The organism is Streptomyces durmitorensis (assembly GCF_023498005.1).
In the GTDB taxonomy this organism is placed as follows: domain Bacteria; phylum Actinomycetota; class Actinomycetes; order Streptomycetales; family Streptomycetaceae; genus Streptomyces; species Streptomyces durmitorensis.
The window spans coordinates 6,393,906-6,415,151 of the sequence record NZ_CP097289.1 but is presented as its reverse complement, the minus strand read 5'-3'; the positions used below and the strand labels follow the sequence as shown (position 1 = coordinate 6,415,151).

The window sequence follows — 21,246 nt, the reverse complement described above, 5'->3', positions numbered from 1 at the left end:
TACATAACTACGATACATCACCAACATTGCCTGGCGGGGGCCTATCACGCACGAAGTAGGCGCGACCCGACCGCCGAGAGGCAACCGCAAACTACGGACACCACACCCCTGGCGGTAACCATCGTGCGCGACCTGCGGGCACTCGCCGCCGCCCGCTCCCCCGCTGATCAGAAACAGGCGCCATGAAATTGAGGATCCATACGGGGACTACGCCCGCTGAGCGCCCTTGATCCTTAGCCTTCGGGCCGGCAGGGAGCCAGCTAGCGATCACTCGAACGTCACCCCGATGAGACGCACCCAGAGGTTTGCGCTGTTGACGCAGGTGGAATCGTTCCTGCGCCCCAGCGCTTCGGTGGGGCGGGTGGGACTCGAACCCACGGCCGACGGATTATGAGTCCGCTGCTCTAACCGGCTGAGCTACCGCCCCTAACGGCGCGTCGCGCACATTTGTGCGCGCCGTCTGCCGCAGCATAGCCGCTCATACGATCTCCTGCTTCGGATGGTCGGCATCGCTCGACCATGAGGACCGCAAGGCCGCCCTCATGGTTCCACCAGGCACGAAAAAGGACCCTTGAGGGCAATCTCAAGGGTCCTTCTCACAGCTCTCCCGACTGGACTCGAACCAGTAACCTGCCGGTTAACAGCCGGCTGCTCTGCCAATTGAGCTACAGGAGACCGAGCTCCCCCGACTGGACTCGAACCAGTAACCTGCCGGTTAACAGCCGGCTGCTCTGCCAATTGAGCTACAGGGGATCGTCTCGTTGCATCGAACGCAGCTACCTGGGAACTCTCCAGGCGGCGGGCGGTCGCTGCGACACATACATTAGCGCAAGCAGGGGGGTGCTCCGCCAATCGGTATCCCCCCACCGCCGACGCAGAGCAGCAGACGGGCGACAGACGCTCGACGCCGACGCAAGGGAAGGGTGGCAGCCATGCGCTACCGGCTCACATTCGTGGCTGGAGTGGCTCTCGGGTACGTGCTCGGTACGCGGGCCGGACGTGAGCGCTACGAGAAGCTGAAGAAGTCCGCTCGTGAGTTCGCGCAGAACCCGGCCGTGCGCAACACCGTGGAGTCTGCGACGCAGCAGGGACGCGACGTGGCGGGCAAGGCCTTCCACTCCGTGTCCGAGAAGGTGGGGGACCGGGTTCCCGACTCGGTGGCCGACCGGGTGCGGTCGCTGCGCGAGCGCGGCCAGGGCGGCGGCGAGGACGACTGGGGCACCAGTAATACGTAGCCGGGACCGCTCCTGGGAGCTGAGGTACGGCAGACGTCGCGCGGTGCGGCAGAATTCCAGGCATGGGGATAGTCGCAGGGTTGGACAGTTCGCCCGATTTCACGCGCATCGTGGTCTGTGACGCGGACACGGGCGCCGTACTCAAGCAGGGCTATGCCCCGCATCCGACGGAGGGCCCCGATGGAGCGGGCCGTCCGTCCGACGTGGATCCGCAGGCCTGGCTGCTCTCGCTCGGCGAGGCGGCGGGCGGCGGACTGCTCGAAGGCGTGCTGGCCATCGGCGTCTCCGCGCAGCAGAACGCGGTCGTCCCCCTGGACCAGCACGGCAACACCGTGCGGCCCGCGCTCGTCGGCAACGACCGGCGGGCGCAGGTCGCCGCCGCCGATCTGATCGACGGGCTCGGCAGCCGCGAGGCCTGGGCACAGGCCGTGGGCTGCGTCCCGCAGGCGGCACACCCCGTGACGAAGCTGCGCTGGCTGGCCAAGAGCGAGCCGGAGTCGGCCCAGCGCGTCGCCTCCCTCATGCAGGCGCACGACTGGCTGGTGTGGCAGCTCCTCGGCCGGCCCGCGCGGCGCACGACCGACCGCGGCGGAGCATCCGGGACCGGCTACTGGTCGGCGGCGACGAGTTCGTACCGCCCCGATCTGGTCGAGCTCGCGCTCGGGCACCAGGCGATGCTGCCCGAGGTGATCGGCCCCGCCGAGGCCGCGGGCACGACGCCCGAGGGGCTGCTGATCTCCGCGGGGACCGGCGAGACGATGGCGGCGGCGTTCGGGCTCGGGGTCCAGCAGGGCGACGCGGTCGTCTCGTTGGGGGCTTCGGGGTCCGTGATGGCCGTGCACCACGAGGCGCTCGTCGACCCGAGCGGGATCATCACCTCGCTCGCGGACGCCACCGGGATGCATCTGCCGGTGGTGCACACGCTGAACGCGGTGCGGGTGCTGCGCGGCGCCGCCGAGATGCTCGGGGTTCCCGACCTCGAAGGGCTCTCCGATCTGGCCATGAAGTCGACGCCGGGTGCGCACGGGCTCGTACTCCTGCCGTATCTGGAGGGTGAGAAAACGCCGAATCTGCCGCACGCGGCGGGCACCCTGACCGGGCTTCGGCGCGAGTCGATGCGGCCCGAGCATCTGGCGCGGGCGGCCTTCGAGGGCATGCTGTGCGGGCTCGGGGACGCGCTCGACGTACTGCGGGGCCGTGGCGTGGAAGTACGCCGGGTCTTCCTGCTCGGCGCGGCGGCGGAGCTGCCCGCGGTGCAGGCGGCGGCGCCGATGCTGTTCGGCACGCAGGTCGTGGTGCCGCAGCCCGCGGACTACGCGGCGATCGGCGCGGCGCGCCAGGCCGCCTGGGCGCTGAACGGTCAACTGCCTTACTGGCAGGGGGCGTCCGCACAGGTCTTCGAGCCGGGTGACGAACAGGCCGTGGGACAGGCGGTGCGCCAGCAGTACCGAACGGTGCGGGAGCAGTCACATCCGGGGGCGCTCTAAGCGCCCGAAGGGGTGCGGGGAACTGCGTGCTCAGCCACAACGAACCCACAGGCAACCACCAAGCGGGGCACACCCCACTTCTTGACCCAGGCAAACTTTTTACCGGGTCATGGCTTAATCGGTTGCACGCACCCGGGTGCGGTATCGGAGTATGGGGGCGCCCACGCCAGAAACCCCGCCCACGCCTCTCGAAGAGACCCCGTGCTCATACGACTCCTGCGGGCCCATCTGGGTCCGTACAAGAAGCCCATCGCCTTGCTGGTGCTGCTGCAGTTCCTGCAGACCTGCGCTTCGCTCTACCTGCCCACGCTCAACGCCGACATCATCGACGAGGGTGTCGTGAAGGGCGACACGGGCTACATCCTGTCGTTCGGCGGCGTGATGATCGCCGTCACCGTCGCCCAGGTCGTCTGCAACGTAGGCGCCGTCTATTACGGCGCCCGCACCGCGTCGGCTCTCGGCCGCGACGTGCGGGCCGCCGTCTTCGACCGCGTGCAGTCGTTCTCCGCACGGGAGTTGGGGCAGTTCGGCGCCCCCTCCCTGATCACCCGGACCACGAACGACGTCCAGCAGGTGCAGATGCTGGTCCTGATGTCGTTCACGCTGATGGTGTCGGCGCCGATCATGTGCGTCGGCGGCATCGTCATGGCCCTCGGTCTCGACGTACCGCTCTCGGGTGTCCTCGTCGCCGTCGTGCCCGTCCTCGCGATCTGCGTGAGCCTGATCGTGAAACGCCTTCGGCCTCTCTTCCGCACCATGCAGGTGCGTCTGGACACCGTGAACCGCGTGCTGCGCGAGCAGATCACCGGCAACCGCGTCATCCGCGCCTTCGTCCGCGACGCGTACGAGAAGGACCGCTTCCGGAAGGCCAACGCCGAGCTGACCGACGTATCGCTCGGCACCGGCAAGCTGCTCGCCCTGATGTTCCCGATCGTGATGACCGTCGTGAACGTCTCGTCGATCGCCGTGGTGTGGTTCGGCGCGCACCGCATCGACAGCGGCGGCATGCAGATCGGGGCGCTCACCGCGTTCCTCGCGTATCTGATGCAGATCGTGATGTCCGTGATGATGGCCACCTTCATGTTCATGATGGTGCCGCGCGCCGAGGTCTGCGCCGAGCGCATCGAGGAGGTCCTGGACACCGAGAGCAGCGTGGTGCCCCCGGCCTCCCCCGTGACGGAGCTGCGGCGCCACGGCCACCTGGAGATCCGCGACGCGGGCTTCCGCTACCCCGGCGCCGAGGAGCCCGTCCTGAAGGCCATCGACCTCGTCGCGCGGCCCGGCGAGACGACCGCCGTGATCGGGTCGACGGGCAGCGGCAAGTCGACGCTGCTCAGCCTCGTGCCGCGGCTCATCGACACCACCGAGGGCGAGGTCCTGGTGGACGGCGTGCCCGTGCACACCATCGAGCCCGCGCTGCTCGCGCGGACCGTGGGCCTGGTGCCGCAGAAGCCGTACCTCTTCGCCGGCACGGTCGCCACCAACCTCCGCTACGGAAACCCGAACGCGACGGACGATGACCTCTGGCACGCGCTCGACGTCGCCCAGGCCAAGGGCTTCGTCGAGAGCCTGGAGGAGGGCCTGAACGCGCCCATCTCGCAGGGCGGCACGAACGTCTCCGGCGGTCAGCGCCAGCGGCTCGCCATCGCGCGGACCCTGGTGCAGCGCCCCGAGATCTACCTCTTCGACGACTCCTTCTCGGCCCTGGACTACGCCACGGACGCCGCCCTGCGGGCCGCGCTCGGCCGCGAGACCGCCGAGGCGACCGTCGTGATCGTCGCCCAGCGCGTGTCGACGATCAGGGACGCCGACCGCATCGTCGTCCTGGACGAGGGCCGGGTCGTGGGGACGGGACGCCATCACGAGCTGATGGAGAGCAATGAGACCTACCGGGAGATCGTGCTCTCCCAGCTGACGGAAGCGGAGGCCGCGTAATGGCCGGCCATGGCGGACAGATGATGGGGCCGGACTCCCGGTCCATGGACTTCAAGGGGTCGGGCAAGCGGCTCCTGGCGCAGTTCAGGCCCGAGCGCACCACGATGTACGGGATGCTCGCCGCCGGGGTGCTCAGCGTGGCGCTCACCGTGCTCGGCCCGAAGATACTCGGCAAGGCGACCGACCTGCTCTTCGCGGGCATCGTCGGCCGTGACATGCCGGACGGCGTCACCAAGGACCAGGCCATCGAGAGCCTGCGCGACAAGGGCGACGGCGGCATGGCGGACATGCTCTCCGGGGTCGACTTCACGCCGGGCGAGGGCATCGACTTCGGCGCCGTGGGCGAGGTGCTGCTGCTCGCGCTCGGGGTCTTCCTGATCGCGGGCCTTCTGATGGCGGTGTCGACGCGTCTTTCCAACCGCGCCATCAACAGGACCGTCTTCCACATGCGCGGCGACGTCCAGGAGAAGCTGTCGCGGCTTCCGCTGTCGTACTTCGACAAGCGGCAGCGCGGCGAGGTGCTCAGCCGGGCGACGAACGACCTCGACAACATCGGCCAGACCCTCCAGCAGACCATGGGCCAGCTGGTGAACTCACTGCTCACCATCGTCGGCGTACTGGTGATGATGTTCTACGTCTCGCCGCTGCTCGCCCTGGTGGCGCTGGTGACCGTGCCGCTGTCGTTCTTCGTGGCGACGAAGGTCGGCAAGCGGTCGCAGCCGCAGTTCGTGCAGCAGTGGAAGTCCACCGGCAAGCTCAACGCGCACATCGAGGAGATGTACACCGGGCACAACCTGGTGAAGGTCTTCGGGCGCCAGGAGGAGTCGGCGAAGGCCTTCGCCGAGCAGAACGACGCGCTGTACGAGGCCGGGTTCAAGGCGCAGTTCAACAGCGGGGCCATGCAGCCGCTGATGTTCTTCATGTCGAACCTCAACTACGTCCTGGTGGCCGTGGTGGGCGGCCTGCGGGTCGCGTCCGGCGCACTGTCGATCGGTGACGTGCAGGCCTTCATCCAGTACTCGCGGCAGTTCTCGATGCCGCTCACGCAGGTCGCTTCGATGGCGAACCTGGTGCAGTCCGGTGTCGCGTCGGCCGAGCGGATCTTCGAGCTGCTCGACGCTCAGGAGCAGGAGGCCGACCCGGTGCCGGGGCTGCGTCCCGACCAGCTGCGCGGTCGGGTCGAGATGGACCATGTGTCCTTCCGCTACGAGAAGGACAAGCCGCTCATCGAGGACCTGTCCCTGAAGGTCGAGCCCGGTCACACGGTGGCGATCGTCGGGCCGACCGGCGCGGGCAAGACCACACTGGTCAATCTGCTGATGCGGTTCTACGAGGTCACCGGCGGGCGCATCACCCTCGACGGCGTCGACATAGCGCAGATGTCGCGCGACGAACTGCGGTCGGGCATCGGCATGGTGCTCCAGGACACCTGGCTGTTCGGCGGCACGATCGCGGAGAACATCGCGTACGGAGCGGCCAAGGACGTCACCCGCGAGCAGATCGAGGAGGCGGCGCGGGCGGCCCACGCCGACCGCTTCTGCCGCACGCTGCCCGACGGCTACGACACGGTGATCGACGACGACGGCACGGGCGTGAGCGCGGGCGAGAAGCAGCTGATCACGATCGCGCGGGCGTTCCTGTCCGACCCGGTGATCCTGGTCCTCGACGAGGCGACGAGCTCGGTCGACACCCGCACGGAGGTGCTCATCCAGAAGGCGATGGCGCGGCTCGCCCACGGGCGGACCTCGTTCGTCATCGCGCACCGGCTCTCCACGATCCGGGACGCGGACACCATCCTGGTGATGGAGGACGGCGCGATCGTCGAGCAGGGCACGCACGACGCGCTCCTTGCCGCGGAGGGCGCGTACGCGCGTCTGTACGCGGCTCAGTTCGCGCAGGCCGTGGCGGAGGTCGACTAGGCCGGCTAGTCGAGGTAGCCCCGCAGCTGGTCCGCGAAGGCGTGGTCCCGCAGCTTGTTGAGGGTCTTGGACTCGATCTGGCGGATGCGTTCGCGGGTCACGCCGAAGATCCGGCCTATCTCCTCCAGGGTGCGGGGCCTGCCGTCCGCGAGGCCGTAGCGCAGCTGGACCACCTTGCGTTCGCGCTCGCCGAGCGTGGAGAGGACCGCCTCCAGGTGCTCGCGCAGGAGGAGGAAGGCCGCCGACTCGACGGGGCTCGTCGCGTCGCCGTCCTCGATGAGGTCGCCGAGCGCGACGTCGTCCTCCTCGCCGACGGGCGCGTGCAGCGACACCGGTTCCTGGGCCAGGCGCAGGACTTCGCTGACCCGCTCGGGCGCCAGGTCCAGGTGGGCGGCGACCTCTTCGGGGGTCGGTTCGTAGCCCCGCTCCTGGAGCATGCGGCGCTGGACGCGGACGACGCGGTTGATCAGCTCGACGACGTGCACGGGGACGCGGATGGTGCGGGCCTGGTCGGCGAGGGCCCGCGACATCGCCTGGCGGATCCACCAGGTCGCGTACGTGGAGAATTTGTAGCCGCGTGCGTAGTCGAACTTCTCGACTGCCCTGATCAGGCCCAGGTTTCCCTCCTGGACGAGGTCGAGCATGGTCAGGCCGCGGCCTACGTAGCGCTTGGCGACGGAGACGACCAGGCGGAGGTTGGCCTCGATCAGGCGGCGCTTGGCCATCCGGCCCACCACGACCAACTTGTCGAGGTCGAGGGCGAGTTGGGAGTCCAGGTCGGAGGCGAGGCGCAGCTTCTCCTCGGCGAAGAGACCGGCCTCGACGCCGCGCGCGAGTTCCACTTCCTCCGCCGCCGTGAGCAGGGGGATGCGGCCGATCTCGCGCAGGTACTGGCGGAACAGGTCGGACGACGGGCCGCCGGTGTCGGCGCGGCCGCGGGGGACGGGCTGGGGCAGCTCGCTGCTGTCCGGTTCGAGCGCCTCCGGTGCGTCCGGGGGTTCGGGGACCGCTTCCGCTTCGGGGCTTTCGGGACCCGCCTCCGGGTGCCGTGCGGCGCGGCTCTGCGATGGCACGGCCGCGATGACGTCCGCATCCGCCGCAGCCTCCGCTTCCGCGGCAACGGCGGTCTCGGTCTGGGTGAGGGTCTGGGTCTGCACGGGGGCGACCTCCATGATGATCGCTGCTGAGGCGTGCGGCAGCGGTTCAGCGGGATCGGCTTCGACGGCCTCGCCGCTGTCCGTCCCGAACACGATGTGTGGAATCGCGGGTGTACCGGATCCGCATCCGCTGTCTGCGGGCCGGCCGCGCTCCGAGGACTCAGGCACCGCAACCCAGTGTGGGGTACGACACACGGCCGCCACGAGGGGCGTGCGGTGACTTTTTGAGTCCGGTCCGTGACCGCGTGGTTACCCGACGGGTAACCAGCCGGGCGCTGTGCGAACCTCAGGTGCCGCTGCGGGTGGGGCGCGACCCCTGCCCGGGGCGAGCCCGAGGGCGGGTTCGGGATGGACCCGAGCCGCCCCCGCCCCTATCGGCAATCGGACGGGCCGCGGGGCAATCGGGCGGGTGGGCGGGAAGGTCTGTTCGACCAGGGGCGGATGTGGGGTGATCGCCCCGCTGCCGAGGGGTCGCGTTCAGACACCGCGGGGCGAGGTGTCGGCCGCCCCCGAGCGGGAGCTCAGAGCGCGTCCGCGCCGCGCTCGCGCAGTGCCCTGCCGTACTGCTGGAGGACCCACAACTCGTTCTGGACAGCCGCCAGTTGTGCGGGATCCCCCTGTGCGCTCAGGCGCGCGAGACTGCCCTGGACGTCGCGGATGCGGCGATCGACGGCGCGCAGCCTGACCTGGACGAGCTGGGTGCCCGCATAGATCTCGTCCACCGATCTGCGCAGGATCGCCTCGACGGCCAGCTCGGTGACCATCGCGCGGACCGTGTCGTCCGGCGCCGCGTCCAGGACGCGGGCGAGGTAGGCCTGCGGCTCGGGGATGCCCGCCTCGGCGCCGCCCGCCTCCTCGACGCACTGGCGCACCGCCGCGTACGGCGGCGCGGTGAACTCGTCCACTCCGTACGCGTCGAAGGCCGGGGAGACCAACTCCGGGCGCTGGAGTGCCAGTTTGAGCAGCTCGCGCTCGGTGCGGTGGGCGGGGCTGCGCAGGGTGAGCGCGGGGCCCGAGGGCGCGGACGGTGCCGCGGCCGCGTACTGCTGGTCCTGGCGCGTGCGCTGCTGCTGCGGGGCCGGGCCCCTGCCGCCGCGGTCGCGGGCCCAGCGCGCCAGCTGGGCGACGCGCTTGACCACGAACTGGGTGTCCATGATGCCGAGCATCCCGGCGAGCTGGACGGCCACTTCGTGCTGTGCGCCGCTGTTCTTGATGCGGGCCACGACCGGCGCCGCCTCGTCCAGGGCGGCGGCGCGGCCGGCGGGGGTCTCCAGGTCGTACCGCCCGACGATCTGGCGCAGCGCGAACTCGAAGAGCGGCGTGCGGGGTTCGACGAGGTCGGCGACCGCCGCGTCCCCCTTGGCCAGGCGCAGCTCGCAGGGGTCCATGCCCTCGGGCGCGATGGCGATGTACGTCTCGGCGGCGAACTTCTGGTCGTCCTCGAAGGCGCGCAGGGCGGCCTTCTGGCCTGCCGCGTCGCCGTCGAAGGTGAAGATCACCCGCGCCGAGCCGTTGTCCATCAGGAGGCGGCGCAGGATCTTGATGTGGTCGCCGCCGAAGGCGGTGCCGCAGGTCGCGATGGCGGTGGTGACACCGGCGAGGTGGCAGGCCATGACGTCCGTGTACCCCTCGACGACGACCGCGCGGGAGGTCTTGGCGATCTCCTTCTTGGCGAGGTCGACGCCGTAGAGCACCTGGCCCTTCTTGTAGATCGGCGTCTCGGGGGTGTTGAGGTACTTCGGGCCGTTGTCGTCCTCGCGCAGGCGGCGCGCGCCGAAGCCGACGACCTCGCCGCTGATGTCGCGGATCGGCCACATCAGACGGCCGCGGAAGCGGTCGATGGGGCCGCGGCGGCCCTCCTGGGAGATGCCGGAGAGGACGAGCTCCTTGTCGCTGAAGCCCTTGCCGCGCAGGAACCGGGTGAGGTGGTCCCAGCCCGCGGGGCTGTAGCCCACGCCGAAGTGCGCGGCGGCGGCCTGGTCGAAGCCGCGCTCGGCCAGGAACTTCCGGCCGATCTCCGCCTCGGGGCTCTCCAGCTGGTCGATGTAGAACTGCGCGGCGATCTTGTGGGCCTCGACGAGGCGGATGCGCTCCCCGCGCTGGTTCGAGGGGTTGTACCCGCCCTCTTCGTACCGCAGCGTGATGCCCGCCTGGGCGGCGAGGCGCTCGACCGTCTCCGAGAAGGTGAGGTGGTCGATCTTCATCACGAAGGCGATCGTGTCGCCGCCTTCCTGGCAGCCGAAGCAGTGGAAAAGACCCTTGCTCGGGCTGACCTGGAAGGACGGTGACTTCTCGTCGTGGAAGGGGCACAGGCCCTTGAGGTTGCCTCCACCCGCGTTCCGCAGCTGGAGGTAGTCGGAGACCACGGCGTCGATCGGGACCGCGTCCCGAACCGCCTTCACGTCGTCGTCGTTGATCCTGCCTGCCACGTAGGAATACTACGACCCGGCTGTGACACTCCAGCCCGGCCGGTCACTGCAGCAGCGACTCCAAGGGGATGGACGGGTCCGAGAGGGAGTCGGCGGACGGCCGCGCACCCGAGGAGATCAGCTTCTGGATGGTGTCCGTGACGTCCCACACATTCACGTTCATCCCCGCGAGGACCCGTCCCTCGCTCAGCCAGAAGGCGATGAACTCCCGCTTCCCGGCGTCGCCGCGGATCACCACCTGGTCGTACGTCCCCGGGGGCGCCCATCCCGAATACTCCAGGCCCACGTCGTACTGGTCGGAGAAGAAGTACGGCACCCGGTCGTACGTCACTTCATGGCCGAGCATCGCGCGCGCCGCGGCCGGGCCACCGTTGAGCGCGTTCGCCCAGTGCTCCACCCGCAGCCTCATGTCGTAGAACGGGTGGTGGACAGCGGCCACGTCGCCCGCCGCGAAGATGTCCGGGTCCGAGGTCCGCAGGGAGGTGTCGACCACGATGCCGCCGCCCTGCGCGCGGTCGGCGAGTTCAAGACCGGCGGACTCGGCGAGCGCGGTGCGCGGGGCGGCGCCGATCGCGGCGAGCACGTCGTGCGCCGGGTGCTCCTCGCCGTCGTCCGTGCGGGCAGCGAGGACCAGGCCGTCCTGGCCCGCGATCTCGGTGAGCGTGGCGCCGAAGTGGAAGCGCACGCCGTGCTCGGCGTGCAGGTCGGTGAACATCTGGCCGATCTCGGGGCCGAGGACCGCGTGCAGGGGCGTGGCCTGGGGCTCCACGACGGTGACCTCCGCGCCGTACGTCCGCGCGGCCGCGGCGACCTCCAGGCCGATCCAGCCCGCTCCGGCGATCACCAGGTGGCCGTTGTCGCGGCCGAGAGTGGCCAGAACCTGACGCAGCCGGTCGGCGTGCGCGAGGCGGCGCAGGTGGTGCACGCCCACCAGGCCGGTGCCGGGGACGTCGAGGCGGCGCGGCTCGGCGCCGGTGGCCAGGAGGAGTTTGTCGTAGTGGATGACGGCACGGTCGCCGAGGTGGACGGCCTTGGCGACGCGGTCGATGGAGACGACGGTCTGGCCGAGATGCAGCTCCACGTCCGCCTGTGCGTACCAGGCGGGTTCGTGGACGAAGACGCTGTCGCGCTCCTCCTTGCCCAGGAGATATCCCTTCGACAGGGGTGGGCGCTCGTACGGGTGGTCGCGTTCGTCGCCGATGAGGATCACCCGGCCGGTGAAGCCCTCGGACCGGAATGTCTCGGCCGCTTTCGCGCCCGCGAGACCTCCTCCGACAATGACGAACGTCTGATCCGCGTCGACCACTTGATGCCTCCTCAAAGCCTTGCCGTCACGGGGGAGCGTCCCGCACGCAGCGTGATGGGGGAAGGGGTTGCGAACCGATCCGGCCAGTTTTCGTCACGCCCCGTGGTCGATCGGTTCATTCCGCATATGTCAGGGGTGTCTTGCCGTGAGCCGCGCGTGCAGGGAACGGGCGGCGGCGTCCGTGAGCGACGCGATCTGGTCGACGACCACGCGCAGCGCCGCGCGGTCGTCGGCCGCGGTGTCGTACAGCGCGCGGAACTGCGGGTCGAGCCCTTCGGGGGCGCGTGCCGTGAGCGCCTCGGCCAGCTCGGCGACGACGATCCGCTGGTCGGCGCGGAGCCGCTCCTGGGCGGGGCGCTGCATCACGTACCGGTCGGCGACGGCCTTGAGGACCGCGCACTCGTGGCGGGCCTGGCGCGGGACGACGAGCTCGGCGGCGTACCGCGTGAGCGGGCCCGTGCCGTACCGCAGGCGCGTGGCGGTCTCGGCGGCCAGGCAGAAGTGGCCGATGAGCTGGCTGGTGGCGTCCTTCAGGCGGCCCTGGGCGATGGCGGAGCCGTCGTACCCATGTGGCCACCACTCCTGTTCCAGGAGGCGGTCGAGGGCCTCGGAGAGCTCTTCGGGATCGGTGTCCGCCGGTACGTACCGGCCGATGGCGACGGCGAAGATGTCCTGGCGCTCGGGCTCGGCGTGCAGCAGGTTCGGGTCGAGGTGCCCGGCGTGCAGGCCGTCCTCGATGTCGTGCACCGAGTACGCGACGTCGTCCGACCAGTCCATGACCTGGGCCTCGAAGCAGATGCGGCGGCTCGGGGCCTCCTTGCGGACCCAGTCGAAGACCGGCCGGTCGTCTTCGTAGACCCCGAACTTGGGGGAATCGGGGTCGGTGGGGTGAGCGCCGCGCGGCCAGGGGTACTTGGTGGCGGCGTCCAGGGCGGCGCGGGTCAGATTCAGCCCCACGCTGACCAGTTCGTCCGTCTGCTCACTTCTTACGAAGCGCTTCGGTTCGATGCGGGTGAGCAGGCGCAAGGACTGGGCGTTGCCCTCGAAACCGCCGCAGCTCTCGGCGACTTCGTTCAGCGCCTGCTCGCCGTTGTGCCCGAAGGGCGGGTGGCCCATGTCGTGGGAGAGGCAGGCGGTCTCGACCAGGTCGGGGTCGCAGCCGAGGGCGGCGCCGAGCTCGCGGCCGACCTGGGCGCACTCCAGGGAGTGCGTCAGACGGGTGCGCGCGCTGGCGTCCCACGCTTCGTTGCTGCGCGTGCCGGGCGTGACCACCTGGGTCTTTCCTGCGAGGCGGCGCAGCGCGGAGGAGTGCAGGACGCGCGCGCGGTCCCGCTGGAAGGCGGTGCGCCCCGGCCGTTTGTCCGGCTCGGTGGCCCATCGCTCGACGGCGGCCTTGTCGTAGGCCGCCTCGTGGTCGTACGCGTGCGGTGCAGTGCCTTCCATGCACCGACAGTAGACGCAAGCAGTGACAAAGAGGGCTTCAGGGCCTCTCGGTGGCCGACGGACAACGGTCGGCCGGAGGTCACGCGGACGTCAGCTGACGGGGCGAAACCTGCGGGGCGCTCGCGCGTGCCGTGTCGTAGCGGTGCAGGAGGAGGCGGGCCATCGCCTGGTGGGCGCCGAGCGGGGCCGACGCGATCCCGGGGGCGGTGTCGGCGCACTGCGTGGCGAAGCGGCCCGGCGCCGTGAAGTACGAGGCCACGGCGGTGCGGTGGCGGCCGCGGGCGGCGAGGGCGCGCACCGCGGCGGGCACGCTCAGCGCGGAGGCCGTGGTCGTCGACGCGTACGCGGGCACCACCGGTACGCCGAGCCGCCGGGCGAGGAGGTCCGCCGTGCGCCGGGTGTCCGTGGCGGAGTCCGGGTCGCGGGAGCCCGCGGCGGCCAGGACCACTCCGGCGGCGCGCCGGTCCGCCTCGCCGAGCCGGGTGGGCCAGCCCGCTTCGACGAGCCGGTCGTGCAGCGCGTCGACGATCAGGGGGTGCGGGCCGAGCGGGGCGGCGACCCGCGTCTCGAGGTGCGGGGCGTCGGCGGCGGCCTCGGGGATGTCGTGCTTGACGTGGTAGCCGCGGCCGAGCAGCAGCGGCACGAGGACGGCGGAGCCGGTCGCCCCGGCGAGGGTGTCGGTGAGCAGCGGCTCGTTCAGCTCGATGTGGCCGAGGCGCACGGTGAGCCCGGGGCGCAGCTCACGGACCCGTTCGACGAGCGCCGTGACGGTGGCGAGGGCGCGGGGGTCACGGCTGCCGTGACCGACCACGACGAGGGCGGGCGCCGGTGCGGTGCGTGGGGCGGTGCGAGGTGCGGTGCGGGGTGCGGTGCGGGGTGCGGTTCGGCGCCTGCCGTCGAGCGACACGAGGGTGAGCTGGCTGCCGAGCTGGCTGGTGATCCGGTCCATGATTTGCGCCGTACTTTCGAGAGGGGTGCTGCCGGACTCGTCGCGAAGAGGGTTCGACGGCGTCATGGACCGAGGATGGCCGCGCCACGTTGCCGTCGCGTTGCGCGCCGGTGACGGGCCCTTTCGGCCTGGCTCACCGGCGGCGGCCCGGCGTTGTCAGCGCGGTCGCTTACCGTTGTCCACAGTGATCGGATCGGGGGGATCCGGCATCGGGGCACGGGGGATCGGGATGGAGCGGCCGGGGTGGATGCGTCCGGGGTGGCTGCGACCTGGGTGGAAGCGTCCGGCGTGGAAGCGTCCGGCGTGGCTGCGGCTGCCGCGCACGCGGCGGGGGCAGCGGCGGGCCGTGCAGGTCTTCATGGCCGTCTGCGTGGTGGCGCTGCTGCCCGCGACCTGGCTGTTCGTGACGACGGAAGGGCGGCTGCACACGACGGCTGACGTGCCGCGCACGCGGGTCGCCGTCGTCTTCGGCGCCGGGCTGTGGAAGGGCGAGCCGTCGCCGTATCTCGCGCACCGCCTCGACGCGGCGGCCGAGCTGTACGAGGCGGGGCGGATCGAGGTCGTGCTCGTCACCGGCGACAACAGCCGCGAGGAGTACGACGAGCCGGACGCCATGCGCGCCTATCTCACCGAGCGCGGTGTGCCGGGCCGGCGGATCGTCAGTGACTACGCGGGCTTCGACACGTGGGACTCCTGCGTGCGCGCCAAGAAGGTGTTCGGCGTCGACCGGGCGGTGCTGATCAGCCAGGGCTTCCACATACGCAGGGCCGTCGCGCTCTGCCGCGCGGCGGGCGTCTCGTCGTACGGCGTCGGGGTCGACGCCAAGCACGACGCGACCTGGTACTACGGCGGTGCGCGGGAGGTGTTCGCGGCGGGCAAGGCGGCGTTGGACTCGGCGTTTCGACCGGATCCGCGGTTCCTCGGGCCCCGGGAGCCCGGCGTGGACCGGGCGTTGGCGGCACCTCGCTGAGGGGTCTGGCCCCTGGGCCTTGAGCGGGGGCGCGTCTGCCTTCTTGCGTTCGTCCGCCGGGTGCGGGTCGTGGTCCGTCCTCGCGCCGTTCCCCGCGCCCCTGGCGGGACGCGTCTGCCCGATCCCGCTCGTCCGCCGGGTGCCGGTGGTGGTCCCTTCTCGCGCCCCCTGACGGGACGCGTCTGCCCGATCCCGCTCGTCCGCCGGGTGCCGGTCGTGGTCCGTCCTCGCGCCGTTCCCCGCGCCCCTGACGGGGCGCGTCTGCCCGAGCCCGCTCGGCCGCCGGGTGCCGGGCGTGGTCCGTCCTCGCGCCGTTCCCCGCGCCCCCTGACGGGACGCGTCTGCCCAAACCCGCTCGGCCGCCGGGTGCCGGTCGTGGTCCGTCCTCGCGCCGTTCCCCGCGCCCCTGACGGGACGCGTCTGCCCGAGCCCGCTCCGCCGCCGAGTGCCGGGCGTGGTCCCTTCTCGCGCCGTTCCCCGCGCCCCCTGACGGGACGCGTCTGCCCAAACCCGCTCCGCCGCCGGGTGCCGGTCGTGGTCCCTTCTCGCGCCGTTCCCCGCGCCCCCTGACGGGACGCGTCTGCCCGGTCCCGCTCGGCCGCCGGGTGCGGGGCGTGGTCCCTTCTCGCGCCGCTGGCGGGGCTCACAGTGGGGTGGGGGGCTTGCTGAGGTCGGGTTACCGCGTGTGTAACGCGATCGCGTCGGGGCGCGTAACAAGCCCGGCGGATGCTGGGCCGCATGCACACCGAGGCGATACCGACCCACTGTCCGTACTGCGCGCTGCAATGCGGGATGGGCCTGGCCACAGGGCCCGGCGGGGTGGAGGTCGTGGAGCGTCCCGAGTTCCCCGTCAACGGGGGCGCGCTGTGCGGCAAGGGCCGCACAGCGCCCGCTGTGCTCTCCTCCCGGGTGCGCCTGACCGAGCCACTCGTCCGATCCCACGCCACGGGCCGGCTCGAACCGGCCACCTGGGAGGAGGCCGTCGGCCGGGTCGCCGAGGGGCTGTCCCGCACGCGTACGGAGCATGGCGCGGACGCCTGCGGGGTGTTCGGCGGCGGGGGTCTCACCAACGAGAAGGCGTACGCCCTGGGGAAGTTCGCGCGGGTGGCGCTCGGCACGTCGCAGATCGACTACAACGGCCGGTTCTGCATGTCGTCGGCGGCAGCGGCGGGCCAGCGGGCCTTCGGACTCGACCGCGGCCTGCCGTTCCCCCTTGAGGACATCCCGCGCACCGGCTGTGTGATCCTCGTCGGCTCGAACCTCGCCGAGACGATGCCGCCCGCGCTGCGGTACCTGACGGAGCTGAGGGCGAACGGCGGGAAACTGATCGTCATCGACCCGCGCAGGACCCGCACCGCCGAGCAGGCCGACCTCCATCTGGCACCGCGCCCCGGCACCGACCTCGCCCTCGCGCTCGGCCTGCTGCACCTGGTGGTGGCCGAGGGCCGGACGGACGAGGCGTTCATCGAGGAGCGCACCAGCGGCTGGCAGGAGGCGCGGGCGGCGGCGATGGCGCACTGGCCGGAGTACGTGGAGCGGATCAGCGGCGTCCCCGTGCCCCAACTCCGGGACGCGGCGCGGATGTTCTGCGACGCCGGGGCCGCGATGGTGCTCACCGCGCGCGGGCCCGAGCAGCAGTCCAAGGGGACGGACACGGTGGGCGCCTGGATCAACCTCTGCCTCGCGACGGGCAACGCGGGCCGCCCCCTCGCCGGGTACGGCTGCCTGACCGGGCAGGGCAACGGCCAGGGCGGACGCGAACACGGCCAGAAGGCCGACCAGTTGCCCGGCTACCGCAAGCTGACGGACCCGGCGGCACGGGCGCATGTGGCGGGGGTGTGGGGCGTGGACCCCGACTCGCTCCCCGGCCCGGGGCGCTCCGCGTACGAGCTGCTCGACGCGCTCGGCGGTGACATCAAGGCCCTGCTCCTGATGGGCTCCAACCCGGTCGTCTCCGCACCGCGCGCCGCGCACGTGGAGGAGCGGATTCGGTCGCTCGACTTCCTGGCCGTCGCGGATGTGGTGCTCTCCGAGACGGCCCAACTGGCCGATGTCGTCCTGCCGGTGACGCAGTGGGCCGAGGAGACGGGGACGGTGACGAACCTGGAGGGGCGGGTGCTGCTGCGCCGCCGGGCGGTGAGCGCGCCCGACGGCGTACGGAGCGACCTGGACGTGCTCCACGGCCTCGCCGCCCACCTCGGCCACGGCAAGGGCTTCCCGACGGACCCGGAGGAGGTCTTCGAGGAGCTGCGCCGGGCGAGCGCGGGCGGGGCGGCGGACTACTCGGGGATCTCGTACGCGCGGCTGACGGAGGGGAACGGCGAGGGGGTGTTCTGGCCCTGCCCCGCGCAGGGCGACGAGGCGGACGCTGCGCGGGGCGACGAAGCGGACGCTGCGCAGGGCGACGAGGCGGACACCGCGCGGGACGACGAGGCGGACACCGCGCACCCAGGCACTCCCCGCCTCTTCCTCGACCGGTTCGCCACCGAGGACGGGCGGGCGCGGTTCGTGCCGGTGGTGCACCGGAGCGCGGCCGAGGAGCCGGACGCGGAGTATCCCGTGCTCCTGACCACGGGGCGGGTCCTCGCGCAGTACCAGTCGGGGGCCCAGACGCGCCGCGTCGACGAGCTCAACTCCGCCGCTCCCGGGCCCTTCGTGGAGCTGCATCCGCGGCTCGCCGCGCGACTGAAGGTCGAGGAGGGCGAGCCGGTGACCGTCGTCTCGCGGCGCGGGAAGGCCGTGGCCCCGGCGCGCATCACGAGCACGATCCGCTCCGACACCGTCTTCATGCCGTTCCACTGGCCGGGCGAGGGCCGGGCCAACTCCCTGACCAATCCCGCACTTGACCCCGTGTCGCGGATGCCGGAGTTCAAGGTGTGCGCGGTGCGGCTGGAGCGGGCCTGACGGCCGGACGTGGCTGCGGGCCGGGGGTTCGCCCCCGGCCCGCGGTCATGCGCGTACGAGAATCAGCAGGTGCGTCCGACGTAGTGCGCGCCCTGGATCTTGCTCGCGGAACCCAGCCAGTGGTTGCCCGGACCCACACAGCGCTCGTAGTCGGGGGCGAGGGCGACCCGCACCTGGATGACCACGTTCGAGCCGTCGCTCGTGCAGTGGTTGTAGAAGGCGTCGCTGCCGGTCTCGTAGAACCCGCAGGGGTTCATGACGGCGGTCGGGGCGTGAGCGGACGCGGCGGCCGCCACGGGGAGGCCGAGAGTGAGGGCTACGGCGCCGACGAGGGCCGGCAGCGAACGGCGAAGGCTCATGGGGCAACTCCTGCTGAGGACGTGGTGCTCACGCACCGACTCGCGCACCGACTGGTGCACACGGAGAGTGTCACAGCCGCCACTCTCCGCGATCATGCGGTTCGCCCGCGTCGCTCGCACGGGTGACGGAGTCCACCGGATCGAGTGCGCAGGCGTTTGAGCTGCGAAATCCGCGCCACGGCCCGGCTCTCGGCGCCCGCGCCCGAACCGCTCACCGCCGCGGCCTCGACGACGCCCAGTCCCCTCCCCCGATCGCCGTCCCCGAAGCGCGCAGCCTCGCCGCCACCCCGGGCGCCGCCACGTACACCCACGCCCGCGCCGTCGCCCCGTCCAGGAGGGCCACCTCGCGCACCACGCGCTCGTACAGGTTGCGGGGGTCGCCCGGCGCGTACTCCTCCAGTACGTCGAGATCGGCGAGGAGCCGCTCGTACGCGGACGGCCGTGCGGTGATCAACTCGCCGCGCACCGGGCCGCCTTCGGGCTCCTCCACCAGGTACGGGTAGCCGGGCCCTTCGTAGAGGACCGCCCCCGCGAGCCGGGCCGGCTCCTCCGTCGTGACGCTGCCGCGCAAGAAGGCGTCGTGGTTCGGCTCCCCCGGCCGCAGCGTTCCGTAGACGAAGAACGGCAGCCGGTCCGCCTGCCGCGTCACTCGGCCGTCTCCCGCTCCACCCACTCCAGGTACGCCGCGCTCCCCCGCACGACCGGCGTCGCGATGATCTCGGGGGTGTCGTAGTCGTGGGCCTCGGTGAGCCAGGCCTCCAGCGCCTCGTACCGCGAGGCGGCCGTCTTGAACAGCACCTGCCACTCCCGCGCCTCCTCGACGGCGCCCTCCCACCGGTAGACGGAGACGACGGGCCCGGCGATCTGCGCGCACGCGGCGACCCGCGCCGCCACCGCGCCGCTCGCGAGATCCTCCGCCTTCCGGGCGGTGTCGGTCGTGGTCAGGACGGTGAGCACCGCGGCCTGTTCGGCTCCGGATCCGGCTTCGTACGTGGAGGTCATGCACCGATTCTCGCAAGGGCCACCGGACAGGCCGAAGGTCCCGATCTCGGCGTTTCCGCCCTGCTTGCCCCTGGCTGTTACACAACCTCCCGCTTTCCGTGATGGACGCTTCCTACCGTCGGTAGAGCCATGAACCTCACCTGCCCCCACCGCCGCCTCCTGCGCCGCGCCGCCGTCCTCACCGCCACGGCGGCCGTCGTACTGGCCGGATGCGGCAGCGTGGACGGGCTCGGCGCCGGTGAGCCCGCGCCGTCCGTGTCCGTGCAGCCGCGCCCCGAACCGCTCTGGCCCGCCTGGTCCAGTACGTCGTCCAAGGCGCCCGGCGCCGACGCCGCCACCCACCAGCCGCCCCCGGAACCCCTGGAGGGGCTGCCGAAGCTGGGCAAGGGCGGGCTCGGCAAGGAGGACTTCCGCGACGTCCTGCGGGCCGACCCGCGGATGAAGCCGCTCGCCGACCGCGGCGAGATCGACCGCCCCGGCCGGGCCGGGCTCAGGCCGCCGCTCCTTGCGGACCTGACGGGCGACGGGCGGCCCGAGCTGCTCGTGGCCGCCGACACGGAGAGCGGACGGAGCGTCCTCACCGTCTACAAGGAGCACGACGGCCGCGTCTTCCCGGTCCTCTTCACTTCCGGGAAGCGCATGAGCATCGAGAGGCTCGGCCCGGACCTGCTGGTGCGCAGCCCCTGCGCGGACGGCGGCGACCAGGCCGTGCGCTTCCACTGGGACGGCGTACGGATGTCCACGGTGAGCGACATCAAGAACTACAAGAAGACGCCGGGCGCAGACGGCTCGCCGTCGCCGCAATCCACCACGGAGCCCTCGGGCGGCACGGACGGACAGAGGTGAAGGGAATCGCCCGGCGAGCGCGCGGCGCGCTCAACGCCCTCGGTCTGCGCTGGAAGATCGCCGCGCTGCTCGCCCTCGGCTGCGCGGTCGTCGCGGTCGCCATCGGGATCCTCGTCCACCAGGCGCGCCTCGAGCAGGTCTCCACGGGCGCCAGGTCCGGGGCCACCGCGCAGCTGGTGCGGGTGCGCCAGCTGTACGAGCTGACGGGGCAGGTCGACACCGCAGGCGACGACGGCACGGAGGCCGCCATCGACGCGCCCGGCCTGCCCGCGTCGCTGCGGTCCGCCGCCCTGGACGGGCAGCGGACCACGTACCTCGACATGGGCGCCGCCGATCCCGTCGTGTGGGCGGCGCGCCCGGTCGGCGACCATGTGCTCTCCGTCCGCGAGCCGCTGGCCCAACAGGCCGCCGAGATGGCCGAGTTCGACCAGCAGCTGGTGGTCTCGGGCGCCGTCGTGGTCATCCTCGCGGCGCTCGGCGGCGCCGCGCTGGCCAGCCGCCTCAGCCGTGAGCTGCGGACCGCCGCGGCCACCGCGCGCCGCATCAGCCAGGGCGATCTGGACGCCCGTATCGACCATCCGCGACCGCCGGGCGGCCGCGACGGCAGGCGCGGAAAGGACGAGGTGGCCGAACTGGCCGCCGCCGTCGACACGATGGCCGCGTCCCTGCAACAGCGCATCGAGGCCGAGCAGCGCTTCACCGCGGATGTCGCCCACGAGCTGCGCACGCCGCTCACCGGTCTGCACACCGCGGCCGAGCTGCTTCCGCAGAGCCGCCCCACGGAGCTCGTGCGCGACCGGGTCCTCGCCCTGCGCACCCTCACCGAGGATCTGCTCGAAGTGGCGCGGCTCGACGCGGAGGTGGAGCGGCCCGACCTGGACGCGCATCCCCTCGGCACGCTGACCGAGGGGATCGTGCAGCGTGCGGGGTGCCCGGTGCGGTTCGTGGCCGCGTGCGGCCTCGACGACACGCTCGTACGCACCGACGCGCGCCGCCTGGAGCGGATCATCGCCAACCTCGTCGCCAACGCCCGCAGGCACGGCGCCGGTTCGGTCGACGTGCGGGTGGCCGGACCCGTGGTCACGGTCAGCGACCAGGGGCCCGGCTTCCCCGAGCACCTCCTGAAGGACGGCCCGCAGCGCTTCCAGACCGGCGCCCGCGAGCGCGGCCAGGGCACGGGCCTCGGCCTGACGATCGCGTTCGGCCAGGCGCAGGTCATCGGCGCGCGGGTGGAGCTGCGCAACGCGGAGGGCGGCGGCGCGGTGGCGTCGGTGCACCTGCCGGAGGCCTAGGGTCTCTCGTTTG

General features: G+C 71.8%; 16 protein-coding genes and 3 tRNA genes. 8 read left to right on the top strand and 11 right to left on the bottom strand.

The window, feature by feature from the left end; translation table 11 throughout:
- Positions 1-353 precede the first annotated feature (353 nt).
- The 3 genes from M4V62_RS28600 to M4V62_RS28590 form a co-directional block, all read right to left on the bottom strand.
- Positions 354-427: transfer RNA gene (locus M4V62_RS28600), tRNA-Ile, on the bottom strand.
- Positions 428-602: 175 nt separating this feature from the next.
- Positions 603-675: transfer RNA gene (locus M4V62_RS28595), tRNA-Asn, on the bottom strand.
- A 5-nt stretch (positions 676-680) separates the two neighbouring features.
- Positions 681-753: transfer RNA gene (locus M4V62_RS28590), tRNA-Asn, on the bottom strand.
- A gap of 179 nt (positions 754-932) precedes the next feature.
- Here M4V62_RS28590 and M4V62_RS28585 point away from each other — a divergent pair.
- From M4V62_RS28585 to M4V62_RS28570, 4 genes are all read left to right on the top strand, one after another.
- A complete protein-coding gene (locus tag M4V62_RS28585; RefSeq protein WP_249590069.1) occupies positions 933-1,235 on the top strand; it encodes a YtxH domain-containing protein in 303 nt (100 codons plus the stop codon).
- Positions 1,236-1,297: 62 nt separating this feature from the next.
- Entirely contained in the window at positions 1,298-2,722 is a 1,425-nt protein-coding gene (locus tag M4V62_RS28580) for a xylulokinase (protein ID WP_249590068.1), read from the top strand.
- Positions 2,723-2,923: 201 nt separating this feature from the next.
- Positions 2,924-4,657 carry an ABC transporter ATP-binding protein gene (locus M4V62_RS28575; protein ID WP_249590067.1) on the top strand — a complete coding sequence of 578 codons (1,734 nt, stop codon included), beginning with the start codon at positions 2,924-2,926 and terminating at the stop codon, positions 4,655-4,657.
- Entirely contained in the window at positions 4,657-6,576 is a 1,920-nt protein-coding gene (locus tag M4V62_RS28570; protein ID WP_249590066.1) for an ABC transporter ATP-binding protein, read from the top strand. The genes M4V62_RS28575 and M4V62_RS28570 overlap by 1 nt, the downstream gene beginning before the upstream one ends.
- Positions 6,577-6,581: 5 nt before the next feature.
- On the opposite strand, the gene M4V62_RS28565 is transcribed toward M4V62_RS28570, so the two are convergent.
- From M4V62_RS28565 to M4V62_RS28545, 5 genes are all read right to left on the bottom strand, one after another.
- Positions 6,582-7,901 carry an RNA polymerase sigma factor gene (locus M4V62_RS28565; RefSeq protein WP_249590065.1) on the bottom strand — a complete coding sequence of 440 codons (1,320 nt, stop codon included), beginning with the start codon at positions 7,899-7,901 and terminating at the stop codon, positions 6,582-6,584.
- A 353-nt stretch (positions 7,902-8,254) separates the two neighbouring features.
- Positions 8,255-10,162, bottom strand: coding sequence for a DNA primase (gene dnaG, locus M4V62_RS28560; protein WP_249590064.1), 1,908 nt, complete (start codon positions 10,160-10,162; stop codon positions 8,255-8,257).
- A gap of 43 nt (positions 10,163-10,205) precedes the next feature.
- Entirely contained in the window at positions 10,206-11,468 is a 1,263-nt protein-coding gene (locus tag M4V62_RS28555) for an NAD(P)/FAD-dependent oxidoreductase (RefSeq protein ID WP_249590063.1), read from the bottom strand.
- 129 nt (positions 11,469-11,597) lie between these two features.
- Positions 11,598-12,911, bottom strand: coding sequence for a deoxyguanosinetriphosphate triphosphohydrolase (locus M4V62_RS28550; protein ID WP_249590062.1), 1,314 nt, complete (start codon positions 12,909-12,911; stop codon positions 11,598-11,600).
- A 79-nt stretch (positions 12,912-12,990) separates the two neighbouring features.
- Entirely contained in the window at positions 12,991-13,926 is a 936-nt protein-coding gene (locus M4V62_RS28545; protein WP_249590061.1) for a sirohydrochlorin chelatase, read from the bottom strand.
- A 292-nt stretch (positions 13,927-14,218) separates the two neighbouring features.
- Here M4V62_RS28545 and M4V62_RS28540 point away from each other — a divergent pair, with 292 nt between their 5' ends.
- On the top strand, positions 14,219-14,830 hold the full coding sequence (locus tag M4V62_RS28540) for a SanA/YdcF family protein (RefSeq protein WP_425575088.1): 612 nt from the start codon (positions 14,219-14,221) through the stop codon (positions 14,828-14,830).
- 738 nt (positions 14,831-15,568) lie between these two features.
- Positions 15,569-17,734: a molybdopterin oxidoreductase family protein gene (locus tag M4V62_RS28535; protein WP_249590060.1), complete on the top strand. Its 2,166-nt coding sequence runs from the start codon at positions 15,569-15,571 to the stop codon at positions 17,732-17,734.
- 62 nt (positions 17,735-17,796) lie between these two features.
- On the opposite strand, the gene M4V62_RS28530 is transcribed toward M4V62_RS28535, so the two are convergent.
- The 3 genes from M4V62_RS28530 to cutA all read right to left on the bottom strand — a co-directional run bounded on the left by M4V62_RS28530 (position 17,797) and on the right by cutA (position 19,095).
- Entirely contained in the window at positions 17,797-18,093 is a 297-nt protein-coding gene (locus M4V62_RS28530) for a DUF6355 family natural product biosynthesis protein (protein WP_249590059.1), read from the bottom strand.
- Between the two features lie 211 nt (positions 18,094-18,304).
- Complete coding sequence (locus M4V62_RS28525) at positions 18,305-18,742, bottom strand: gamma-glutamylcyclotransferase family protein (RefSeq protein WP_249590058.1); 438 nt, start codon at positions 18,740-18,742, stop codon at positions 18,305-18,307.
- Positions 18,739-19,095 carry a divalent-cation tolerance protein CutA gene (cutA, locus tag M4V62_RS28520; protein ID WP_249590057.1) on the bottom strand — a complete coding sequence of 119 codons (357 nt, stop codon included), beginning with the start codon at positions 19,093-19,095 and terminating at the stop codon, positions 18,739-18,741. Before cutA ends, M4V62_RS28525 begins: the two co-directional genes overlap by 4 nt.
- Positions 19,096-19,224: 129 nt before the next feature.
- Between cutA and M4V62_RS28515 the strand changes: the two genes are divergently transcribed.
- Positions 19,225-19,941 (top strand): hypothetical protein, encoded by a 717-nt coding sequence (locus M4V62_RS28515; RefSeq protein WP_249590056.1) that lies wholly within the window; start codon positions 19,225-19,227, stop codon positions 19,939-19,941.
- A complete protein-coding gene (locus tag M4V62_RS28510) occupies positions 19,938-21,233 on the top strand; it encodes a sensor histidine kinase (RefSeq protein ID WP_249590055.1) in 1,296 nt (431 codons plus the stop codon). The genes M4V62_RS28515 and M4V62_RS28510 overlap by 4 nt, the downstream gene beginning before the upstream one ends.
- The last annotated feature ends 13 nt before the right edge of the window (positions 21,234-21,246 follow it).

Bases quoted from the DNA above. Each gene is read 5' to 3' on its own strand.
- cutA (WP_249590057.1), bottom strand. From the start codon at position 19,095: ATGACCTCCACGTACGAAGCCGGATCCGGAGCCGAACAGGCCGCGGTG.
- M4V62_RS28540 (WP_425575088.1), top strand. From the start codon at position 14,219: ATGGCCGTCTGCGTGGTGGCGCTGCTGCCCGCGACCTGGCTGTTCGTG.
- M4V62_RS28570 (WP_249590066.1), top strand. From the start codon at position 4,657: ATGGCCGGCCATGGCGGACAGATGATGGGGCCGGACTCCCGGTCCATG.
- M4V62_RS28585 (WP_249590069.1), top strand. From the start codon at position 933: ATGCGCTACCGGCTCACATTCGTGGCTGGAGTGGCTCTCGGGTACGTG.
- M4V62_RS28545 (WP_249590061.1), bottom strand. From the start codon at position 13,926: ATGACGCCGTCGAACCCTCTTCGCGACGAGTCCGGCAGCACCCCTCTC.
- M4V62_RS28530 (WP_249590059.1), bottom strand. From the start codon at position 18,093: ATGAGCCTTCGCCGTTCGCTGCCGGCCCTCGTCGGCGCCGTAGCCCTC.
- M4V62_RS28550 (WP_249590062.1), bottom strand. From the start codon at position 12,911: ATGGAAGGCACTGCACCGCACGCGTACGACCACGAGGCGGCCTACGAC.
- M4V62_RS28515 (WP_249590056.1), top strand. From the start codon at position 19,225: ATGAACCTCACCTGCCCCCACCGCCGCCTCCTGCGCCGCGCCGCCGTC.
- M4V62_RS28580 (WP_249590068.1), top strand. From the start codon at position 1,298: ATGGGGATAGTCGCAGGGTTGGACAGTTCGCCCGATTTCACGCGCATC.
- M4V62_RS28535 (WP_249590060.1), top strand. From the start codon at position 15,569: ATGCACACCGAGGCGATACCGACCCACTGTCCGTACTGCGCGCTGCAA.